The organism is uncultured Thermosynechococcus sp., from assembly GCF_937958135.1.
Classification (GTDB): domain Bacteria; phylum Cyanobacteriota; class Cyanobacteriia; order Thermosynechococcales; family Thermosynechococcaceae; genus Thermosynechococcus.
Genome location: NZ_CALGOG010000051.1, coordinates 37,097 through 47,184, shown reverse-complemented (window position 1 = coordinate 47,184; position 10,088 = coordinate 37,097). Strand labels below are relative to the sequence as shown.

Genomic DNA, 10,088 nt, shown 5'->3' with positions numbered 1-10,088 from the left:
GGTGGCTATCGATATTGATCCAGATAGTGTTGCCACCACGCAGGCAGTGCTCGAACGGCATGCGCCCGAAAGGGGAGTCTGGAGAGTGGAAAAAAACAGCGTCTTCGACCTGTCCTCAGAAGCTTTAGGACACTTTGATACGTAAGACGCTATGGGCACCAAAAGGACTGGATAGTGCCGATGCTGTTAGGCGTTAGGGTTTATGGGCTGCCTGAGCCTATACTGCTTAGCTAAGTTAGAAGCACTGTCTCACCGTCTTTGCTAGCAACGGAGTCTTTGGTTGTTCTTTACAAGCATCTAATTTTCAGCTACAATAGTAACTTTGGTCGGCAGCTTTAGTCTCTGACCTCTACTTCAAAAAAGTAGAAGCTAGCATTCGCTGGCAATAAACACATGGCTTAAGAGGCAAAGGGTTGTCCTCAGCAAGCCACTTTCAACCTCCGCAAGGAGGAGGATTATACGTTTTGGCAGTGAAGGCACTTCAACCTTCATTGCCGGGGTAGTGCGTACCGCAAGGTACGTATTGCTATCGTGGTTGTTTTTAGGAGGAGCAGCGATGATGTATAGTCCTGTGGCTGCGCTGCAGCCTGTGAAGCCTCGTTTAGGGATTCATCTCATCGGCGATTTATATCGGTGTCGTGGCGACATTCGTTATTTTGTGGACCGCCATTGCCTCAGAACGCTATGCCTGGAGACAGTGCGTAAAGCTGGTCTAACCGTTTTGGGCGAGCTATTTCACCAATTTGGAGAAGCAGGAGGGGTCACTGGCGCCGTTGTCCTAGCGGAGTCTCATTTAGCCATCCACACTTGGCCGGAAAAGCGCTACGTCACCTTGGACGTGTATGTCTGTAACTACAGCCAAGACAATCGGGGCAAAGCACAAGCACTGTTTAATCAACTGGTTGCCGTTTTTGACCCCGAGTTACCCCGTACCCAATGTGTAGAGCGGGAATAGCCAGCGGTATTCAAGGTTCCAGATTAGGATCAGAGTAATTAGCAATGACGACCCACCATCTGTATCTTCTAGAGCAGCTCAACCCTGCTGCCGGTTACTTTATCCGAGCCGATCGCTGTCTATTGGCAAAAAAGACTCGTTACCAAGAACTGGCGCTCTACGAGTCTGCCCACTTTGGCAAGTTCCTGTGCTTGGATCACCTCTTTATGACCTCGGAAGCCGATGAATTTTTCTACCATGAAAATCTCATTCATCCGGCAGCGATGACGCATCCAGCACCACGGTCAGCTCTAATTATTGGGGGTGGCGATGGCGGTGCGGCCGAGGAAGTCCTCAAATATCCCACAATCGAGCAGGTCGTTTTAGCGGAGTTGGATGAGGAGGTCGTTGAGGTCTGTCGTCAACATTTAGGCACGATTCACCGGGGTGCCTTTGAAGACCCCCGCCTACAACTGGTGATTGGCGATGGTCGCGCCTATCTGGAAAACACAAGTGCCCAGTTTGATTTAATCCTTCTCGATCTCACCGATCCCCAAGGTCCTTCCCTGAACCTTTACACCCAAGAGTTTTATCACCTGTGTAAGCAGCATCTGGCAGCGGCAGGACTGGTTGCTCTGCACGTAGAATCGCCAATTGCTCGGCCTACCACCTATGCTCGCTTGGTTACGACGCTGCGGCAGGTTTTTCCAATTGTCCGTCCCTACTTGGTGTATATTCCCCTGTACGGTACGCTGTGGGGAATGGCAACAGCCTCGGAAAGCAGTGACCCCTGTACCCTCACAGCAGCAGCGGTGGAGCAGCGAATTGCCACAAGGGGGATTTCTGACCTCCGCTTCTACAATGGCGAGACCCATCAGGGAGTCTTTGCGCTGCCAAACTTTATCCGCACTCTGCTAAGTCAGCCGCTTACGCCGCTCACGGATGGGAATACCACTCTTGAAGAAGAGCCACCAACCTCACGCCTGAAAATTATTCCCCAAACCTAAAAGTTGCATGATGCCTTCCCGATTTAGCTCAGGAAGGCTCTGGGTTGAGTTCTGCTCTGATTTGGGGAGTGATGCAGCCGCCTAGGTGCCGGATGTCCAAGAGTTCATGTACTCCACCTGTTCAGGCGTAAGGGTATCAATGGCAATGCCCATAGCTTGGAGTTTCAAACGGGCAATTTCTTGATCCACGGCAGCAGGAATGGGGTGAATCCCCGCAGCCAGCTGACCTTTGTGTTTCACAAGGTACTCACAGCCCAAGGCTTGGTTGGCAAAGCTCATATCCATGACGCTGGCGGGGTGGCCTTCAGCAGCCGCAAGGTTAATTAGCCGTCCTTCACCCAACACAATGATGGATTTGCCGCTTGGCAGAAGGTATTCCTCGGTAAAGTTACGCACTACCCGCACTTCCTTAGCGAGGGTTTTTAGGGTGGCAAGGTCAATTTCGATGTCAAAGTGACCAGAATTGGCTACGATTGCCCCATCTTTCATGACGGCAAAGTGCTCCGCCCGAATCACGTGCTTATTCCCCGTCACGGTAATAAAAATATCGCCGAGGGGGGCAGCTTCAAGCATTGGCATGACCCGAAAGCCATCCATGACTGCTTCAATGGCTCGCACAGGATTAATTTCGGTCACAATCACGTTAGCGCCCATGCCCCGTGCCCGCAGGGCTGTCCCTTTACCGCACCAGCCATAGCCAGCCACCACAATGGTTTTGCCGGCAAGGAGAATGTTGGTCGCCCGAATGATGCCGTCTAGTGTGGATTGACCGGTGCCGTAGCGATTGTCAAAGAAGTGCTTGGTGTCGGCATCGTTAACGTTAATGGCAGGGAAAGTGAGGACGCCATCGTGGAACATGGCCTTGAGGCGAACAATACCGGTGGTGGTTTCTTCGGTGGTGCCAATAATGTCGCCGAGTTGGTGCTGGCGCTCTTTCACCAAAGTGGCAACCACATCACAGCCGTCATCAATGATGATATTGGGACGGTGATCAAGGGCAATATTGACGTGGCGTCTGTAGGTCTCGGTATCTTCTCCCTTTTGGGCAAAGACTGGAATGCCATAGTTCACCACTAGACTAGCGGCCACATCGTCTTGGGTAGAAAGGGGATTACTGGCAATAAGCACTGCATCCGCACCTCCGGCTTTGAGGGCGATCGCCAGATTGGCCGTTTCTGTGGTTACATGGCAGCAGGCAGCTAGGCGAATCCCCGCTAGGGGCTTTTCTTTCTCAAAGCGATCGCGAATCTGTCGCAGCACTGGCATCTCGCGACTGGCCCATTCAATCCGTTGCTGTCCTAAAGGGGCAAGGCTCAAGTCTTTGACATCGTGACGAACTGGGGCTTCAGGCTTAATCGGAGAAGACACCATACTGTGGTTCCTAAAAAAGGTTACGGCCTCCCATTATACGCAAGAATCGCCTAAGGGGACTTCTTCCGCAGTGCCCAACTGGTAACTGTGCCAGCGGGAATCACGGGCATGTGAACTGTCGCAATTTCCAGCAAATGCCCCTTGCGATTGCGAAACTGAAAGGTGCAAATCTCCACCCCCACCAGTTGACAGCCCACTAGTTCGCTATAGCCTTGACTGAGCAGATAGGCCACAATTGGCGTCGTCGTTGTCGGAGCTGCCATTGCTGGATTGACGACGGGTTGCCAACCGCGCTCAACGAGACGTTGACGGGCATCGGTATAGCTCATGCCTTGGCGGAAACGGGGTACCCCCTGGGCAAGAGCACTTGGCGCAAAGCCAGCCCCTGCTACCAGTAAACCAAGGGCAAAGATGCGTTTCAGCAATACCATAGCAATTGGTTGTTGAATCCGAGCGTTATACGCCGCAACGATCAGGTTCATGCAGGTTCCACGGGTGAAACTTAAGCGGCATAGAGGACTTCCACGGTATCTCGCGAATTCCCTGTTCGCGAGCAAAGTTTTCGGTGTTGCGCTTCACCTTGCCACGCACAAAGCCGGGAATCTTATCTAATTCCGCTAGCCCATCGGCCGTCCATGTCAAATCTGAGTCGGCGGAAAGTCCTTTGTAAATTACTTCTTTGGTGTCATGGCCACCAAAAATTTCTAGCAGGTGGTCTTCCATACCCAAGGTGAAGGAGTTGTAGATTAAATCCACCGGTTGACGAGTCCCCTCATAGCCCAAGAACAACCGATAGCCCACGGGAAAGTCCTGAATGTGGATGGGAGCGGCAATCACGCCACAGGGAATCTTGAAGCGTTTGCCCACATGGCGCTCCCTCTGGCTGCCAAAGATGGCTGCGGGTTCAACTTTTTCTTGAAAACCGCGTGCTAGAACATGGCGCTCCACAATACTGGCGGTGACAGGCGTAAAGTGGTGCTCTCGCTCTAGCATTGATCCCATAACGTTAAAATAATCATCCCCAAGGGGCGCGTGCATAATGCCATGAACATTTTTGAAGTTTGAAGGGACTGGCAATGCGCAGGGTACTAATGCGAGCAGGCCCTGCATACATCCAGTGGGCAAGTTTCATCGCGTCAACTCCTTGGGGATGTCCGAATCGCGACCGTAGCGAGGCCGTTTTCCAAGGCTGACAAAACGTTGTGAAACTTCAGGGAAGTAGTGAGCAGCTTGGTTATCAACATCTTTCCCCTCTCCCCTAAAATTGATAGATACTGCAATTCCAACTCAGCTTGCCCTGTTTAAGAACTAAGGACACCCACGCATGGTTGCCTGCGAATTTAGCCCCGGTCTTGAGGGTATTCCCGTTGCCCAATCGGCCATTAGCTATGTGGATGGCCAAGCCGGTATTCTGGAGTATCGCGGTGTCCCGATTCAGGAACTGGCAGAAAAAAGCACGTTTTTGGAAACCGCCTTTTTGTTGATTTGGGGCTACTGGCCGAGCAAAGAGGAGTTGGCCGCTTTTGAACACGATATTACCTACCACCGCCGCGTGAAGTACCGCATCCGCGACATGATGAAGTGTTTTCCGGAGAGTGGCCACCCCATGGACGCCCTCCAGGCCTCGGCGGGAGCATTGGGATTATTCTATTCACGGCGGGCACTTGACGATCCAGAGTACATTCGGGCAGCGGTCGTTCGTCTGTTGGCGAAAATTCCAACAATGGTGGCGGCGTTTCAACTCATCCGCAAGGGCAATGATCCGGTCATGCCCTGTGATGAACTGGACTACGCGGCCAACTTCCTCTATATGCTCAATGAACGGCGTCCCGATCCCTTTGCGGCGCGGGTGTTTGATATTTGCTTGATTCTCCATGCGGAGCACACGATGAATGCCTCCACCTTCTCGGCACGGGTGACGGCCTCGACATTGACAGATCCCTATGCCGTAGTTGCTTCAGCAGTGGGTACACTGGCAGGGCCACTCCATGGAGGAGCCAATGAGGATGTCATCAATATGCTCGAAGAGATCGGCAGTGTGGAGAATGTCCGTCCTTATGTGGAAAAGTGCATCCAGAATAAGATTAAAATTGCCGGGTTTGGCCACCGCGTCTATAAGGTGAAGGATCCCCGCGCCACAATTTTGCAGAAGTTGGCGGAGCAGTTGTTTGATAAGTTTGGCGGCGATCGCTACTACGACATTGCCCTGAAACTGGAGGAAGTGGTGGGCGAATATCTCAGTTACAAGGGGATTTATCCCAATGTGGACTTTTACTCTGGCCTTGTGTATCGGCGATTGGGGATTCCCAATGACTTGTTTACCCCTGTGTTTGCGATCGCCCGTGTGGCGGGTTGGCTAGCCCACTGGAAAGAACAACTGGAGGCCAACCGCATCTATCGCCCCACCCAAGTCTATACGGGTGCCCACAATCAGCCCTATGTACCCATGGAGGAGCGCAATCATCGCCCCTAACTCTTGATTCTCAACTCCCTCGCTGACTAAGCTGCTTTATAGTGGCGGTATCCTTGTGGAGTTTCTGATGGCAAAGGCAAAATCCAGCAAACGGCAAGCATCAAACACGGCAAAAACGTCGAAATCCACCCAGTCAGCCTCGAAGAAACAGGCAGCAACCCCTGCTCCTGAACCCACCCCTGTGGATCCCGCCAGTCTTACCTACGAGGCGGTGATTGGCTTAGAGATTCATTGCCAACTGAGTACCCAAACCAAAATTTTCTCCAGTAGCTCAACCCAGTTTGGGGCACCTCCGAATACAAACATTGATCCGGTGTGTTTGGGCTTGCCGGGAACCCTCCCTGTGTTGAATGAAAAGGTGCTCGAATATGCGGTGAAGGCGGGCTTAGCCCTCAACTGCCAGATTGCCCCCTACAGCAAGTTTGATCGCAAGCAGTATTTTTATCCCGACTTGCCGAAAAACTACCAAATCTCGCAGTACGACCTGCCCATTGCCCAGCATGGCTACCTAGAGATTGAACTGGTGGATGATAACGGCACCGCCAGCCGCAAAAAAATTGGCATTACCCGCCTGCACATGGAGGAAGATGCAGGCAAATTGGTGCACGCGGGGAGCGATCGCCTGTCTGGCTCCACCTACTCCTTAGTGGACTTGAATCGGGCGGGCGTACCCCTTGTGGAAATTGTCTCCGAACCCGATCTGCGCACGGGTCAAGAGGCGGCAGAATATGCCCAAGAACTGCGGCGCATTCTCCGTTACTTGGGGGTCTGCGATGGCAATATGCAGGAGGGGTCACTGCGCTGTGATGTGAATATCTCTGTGCGGCCTGTGGGCAGCAACACCTTTGGCACAAAGGTGGAGATTAAAAACATGAACTCCTTTAGTGCCATCCAACGCGCCATTGACTATGAAATTGAGCGACAAGTGGCTGCCATCAAAGCGGGAGAACCCATCGTTCAAGAAACCCGCCTCTGGGATGAGGCCACTCAGCAAACGCGCACCATGCGCGTCAAAGAAGGTTCCAGTGACTACCGCTACTTTCCCGAACCCGATCTTGGCCCCATTGAAGTCAGTGCTGAGCAATTGGCGGCATGGCGTGCGGAACTGCCGGAGCTGCCGGCGCAAAAGCGTCACCGCTACGAGACCGAGTGGGGCTTACCGCCACAGGATGCCCGCGTTCTCACCGATGAACGCCCTGTTGCCGAATATTTTGAAGCCACGGTTGCCGCTGGGGCACCCCCGAAATTGGCGGCCAACTGGATCATGGGCGATATTACGGCCTATCTCAAGGAACAAAAACTGGCGATCGCGGCACTCCCGCTAAAACCCCCCGAATTGGCGGAACTGATCCAACTCATTGAGGCGGGCACGATTAGTAGCAAAATGGCTAAGGATCTGCTGCCGGAATTACTGGCTCAGGGCGGCTCCCCCAAAGCCCTGGTGGAGCAAAAAGGCCTCAGCCAAATCTCCGATGTGACTACCCTAGAGGCGATGATTGACGAAGTGCTGGCGGCACATCCCAATGAACTGGCGCAATACCGCGCCGGCAAAACAAAACTTCAGGGCTTCTTTGTGGGCCAAGTGATGAAGAAAACGGGTGGACGTGCCGATCCCAAGCTGACGAATCAACTCTTGGCGCAAAAGCTAAACGCCAGCAGTTAGAGCCGCCTGCAGTGTGGGTAACAGGTGGGCAATCAAGTGTTCAGGATAGACGCCTAGGGAAGTTACCTGTCGTTCTGCTTGAAGTCCCGCTTGGGCATGCCACCAGACCCCACCACAAGCTGCGGTAAGAGCCTCCTGCTGCGCCAGCAGACCACCTATGAGTCCGGTGAGCACATCGCCGCTACCCCCTCGCGCAAGGGCAGGGGTACTCTCAGGATTGATCCAGAGGTCACCCTTAGGGGAGGCAATGGCGGTTCGTGCCCCCTTGAGAACCACAACGGCATTACTGCGAGCTGCGGCTGCGGTGACTTGGTCGAGGCGATCGCCCCCTGCTGCTACCAGGTCGGGAAAAAGGCGGCGAAATTCGCCGTAGTGGGGAGTCAAAATCGTGGGATTCGGCAGGGGCCAGGGGGTGAGTTTGGCTAGGATATTCAGAGCATCGGCATCCAACACGAGCGATCGCCCAGAGTGCAACACCGCTTCTACCACGGGCACCGCCTCAGGGGTCAACCCCGGCCCACAGGCAATAGCCGAGAACCGCGTTAAATCTAAGGTCTCCGGTAAGTGAGCGATCGCCCCCGTAGGCGTTTCAGGACAGCCGACAACAATGGCCTCGGGAACGCGCATCAAGACAAGGGGCTTCAAAGACTGCGGCACCGCCACCACCAACATCCCTACCCCTGTACAGCGCGCCGCGAGTGCACTGAGGAGAATACTGCCGCCGTAGGCCGCCGAGCCACCGATCAAGAGCAGTTGCCCCTGCTGATACTTGTGGGTAATGGGCGATCGCCCCAAAGGCAAACTTTGCCAACAGGAAGCCTCTAGACAATATCGTCGCGGCGTTGTGGCCAAGACTTCCTCGATGACAGGGGGGGGAATATCAAAGGGGATTAACACCCCCTGCCCTACCCAAGGCTGAGCCTCCTCCACCAAGAGTCCCCGCTTCCACAGTCCCAAGCAGAGGGTGCGATCGGCCTGAATTGCCCTACCCAACACTGCCCCTGTATCACTGTGGAGCCCAGAGGGAACATCAATACTCACCCGTGGCTGTCGCCAAGTGTTGATCTGATCAATGGCATGGGCAAGGTCACCCGTCAGCTCCCGCTCTAGGCCAAAGCCAAACAGGCCATCCACAATCAGGTCAACCTCCTGCAACGCCGCCACCGTCTCGGCAAAGGGCAGACCGAGAAAGCGAGCATAGCGGGCATGCTCCGCCGTCAGGGGCTTGAGGCGCTCAAAGGGCTGCCAGATGGTGACCGCATACCCTCGGTGCCAGAGTTCCCGTGCCACCACTAGAGCATCGCCACCATTGTGCCCAGGGCCGGCCAAAATGCCCACATGGGGGTACTGTGCCCTTGGAAACTCACCCTGGAGAAAATGACTGAGGCGCTGTCCCACCTTTTCCATCAGGGCCGGAACAGGGAAGCCGCCATTGAACATTGCTCCCTCGATGGCCTGCATTTCAGCCGTGGTGACAATCCGAGAAAATCCGGTTCTTGTCATTGCTGTCCACTCCATCGCTGACCTAGGGGAACCGCTTGGCGTGCCCCCGTGACTTGGGGCAAATTCCCCGGCAACCCCAACACATGCCAGTAGGCAAGAATAGCAAAGGCGATCGCCTCTTTGGCATCCACCGGTACCCCAGCCGTCGCAGTGGTTTCCACCGGAATGTCTCCAAAATGCACCTGAAGGCGTTCCCGCAAAAAGGTGTTATGGGCACCCCCACCACAGAGAAACACCCGCTGCGGTGGTCGGGGCAAAAATCGGTGATAACTCTCCACAATACTGCGGGCAGTGAGTTCTGTGAGGGTGGCCAAAATATCCGCAGGGGCTAAACCCACTGCATCGGCACGACACCGTTGCCAAAAGGCCAAACCAAAGTATTCTCGCCCCGTGGACTTCGGCGGCGGCTGATGAAAGAAGGAGTCCTGCAGCCACTGCTCCACCAAGGGTTCGATGATCTGACCCTGCCGTGCCCATGCCCCATCGGCGTCGTAGGTGCGCTCTCCCCCAGATAATGCCATGACTCCTAGGTCAAGCAACATATTGCCGGGGCCAGTATCCCAGCCCATGACCCCTTTGCCGTCGGCATCTTCTAGGTGGGGGGGCAAGTAGGTGACATTGCCAATCCCGCCGATGTTTTGCACACAGCGCACTTCCGTGGGATGACTCAGAAGACACCAATCCACCCGAGGCACAAGAGGCGCCCCTTGACCGCCCAAGGCAATATCCTGAGCGCGAAAGTTAGCAATGGTCGTAATGCCCGTGCGCCAAGCAATCCAGTCTCCCCGTCCCAGTTGCAGGCTATAGCCCAGGCGATCGCCGGTGGGGGGGCGATGAAAGACCGTTTGCCCATGGGAGCCAATGAGTTCTGCGCGGGGATAGCCCTGTTGAACCCTCTGTGCCGCAAGTGCAAAGGCTTCAGCGATCTCCTCATCCAAGTCCGCCAACTCCCTAGGGGTCAAAGGTTTTTCCCCGCAGAGGTCAAGAATCCGCTGCCGCAGGTCTGCAGGATAGGGCACCGTACAAAAGTTGAGCACCTCTAGCTGAAGGTGGCGATCGCCCCCCTCTAACTCCACTAGAGCCGCATCAATTCCATCCACCGAGGTGCCGCTCATCAGGCCAATGACCCGCATCATC

The 10,088-nt window shown here is 54.6% G+C and carries 8 protein-coding genes and 1 pseudogene; 4 read left to right on the top strand and 5 right to left on the bottom strand.

Going from position 1 to position 10,088, the window contains the following annotated elements; translation table 11 throughout:
- Positions 1-556: 556 nt before the first annotated feature.
- Together speD and speE are read left to right on the top strand one after the other, a co-directional pair.
- The gene (gene speD, locus Q0711_RS06585) at positions 557-955 is read left to right on the top strand and encodes an adenosylmethionine decarboxylase (protein ID WP_298617527.1); all 399 of its coding nucleotides are present in this window, start codon (positions 557-559) and stop codon (positions 953-955) included.
- Positions 956-999: 44 nt separating this feature from the next.
- Entirely contained in the window at positions 1,000-1,941 is a 942-nt protein-coding gene (gene speE / locus Q0711_RS06580; RefSeq protein ID WP_298617525.1) for a polyamine aminopropyltransferase, read from the top strand.
- Between the two features lie 81 nt (positions 1,942-2,022).
- Here the strand turns inward: speE and ahcY are convergent, their stop codons facing one another.
- From ahcY to Q0711_RS06565, 3 genes and pseudogenes are all read right to left on the bottom strand, one after another.
- Complete coding sequence (gene ahcY / locus Q0711_RS06575) at positions 2,023-3,297, bottom strand: adenosylhomocysteinase (protein WP_366142459.1); 1,275 nt, start codon at positions 3,295-3,297, stop codon at positions 2,023-2,025.
- A 65-nt stretch (positions 3,298-3,362) separates the two neighbouring features.
- On the bottom strand, positions 3,363-3,743 hold the full coding sequence (locus tag Q0711_RS06570) for a hypothetical protein (RefSeq protein ID WP_298617521.1): 381 nt from the start codon (positions 3,741-3,743) through the stop codon (positions 3,363-3,365).
- Positions 3,744-3,814: 71 nt separating this feature from the next.
- Positions 3,815-4,444: pseudogene (locus tag Q0711_RS06565) on the bottom strand (hypothetical protein).
- 192 nt (positions 4,445-4,636) lie between these two features.
- Here Q0711_RS06565 and Q0711_RS06560 point away from each other — a divergent pair.
- Together Q0711_RS06560 and gatB are read left to right on the top strand one after the other, a co-directional pair.
- The gene (locus Q0711_RS06560) at positions 4,637-5,785 is read left to right on the top strand and encodes a citrate synthase (protein WP_298977414.1); all 1,149 of its coding nucleotides are present in this window, start codon (positions 4,637-4,639) and stop codon (positions 5,783-5,785) included.
- A gap of 67 nt (positions 5,786-5,852) precedes the next feature.
- Entirely contained in the window at positions 5,853-7,448 is a 1,596-nt protein-coding gene (gene gatB / locus Q0711_RS06555) for an Asp-tRNA(Asn)/Glu-tRNA(Gln) amidotransferase subunit GatB (protein WP_298977415.1), read from the top strand.
- Here gatB and Q0711_RS06550 read toward each other — a convergent pair.
- Together Q0711_RS06550 and Q0711_RS06545 are read right to left on the bottom strand one after the other, a co-directional pair.
- The gene (locus Q0711_RS06550; RefSeq protein WP_298617874.1) at positions 7,431-8,951 is read right to left on the bottom strand and encodes an NAD(P)H-hydrate dehydratase; all 1,521 of its coding nucleotides are present in this window, start codon (positions 8,949-8,951) and stop codon (positions 7,431-7,433) included. The two genes, gatB and Q0711_RS06550, sit on opposite strands and share 18 nt — an antisense overlap.
- Entirely contained in the window at positions 8,948-10,087 is a 1,140-nt protein-coding gene (locus tag Q0711_RS06545) for an anhydro-N-acetylmuramic acid kinase (protein WP_298617877.1), read from the bottom strand. The genes Q0711_RS06550 and Q0711_RS06545 overlap by 4 nt, the downstream gene beginning before the upstream one ends.
- Position 10,088 lies beyond the last annotated feature (1 nt).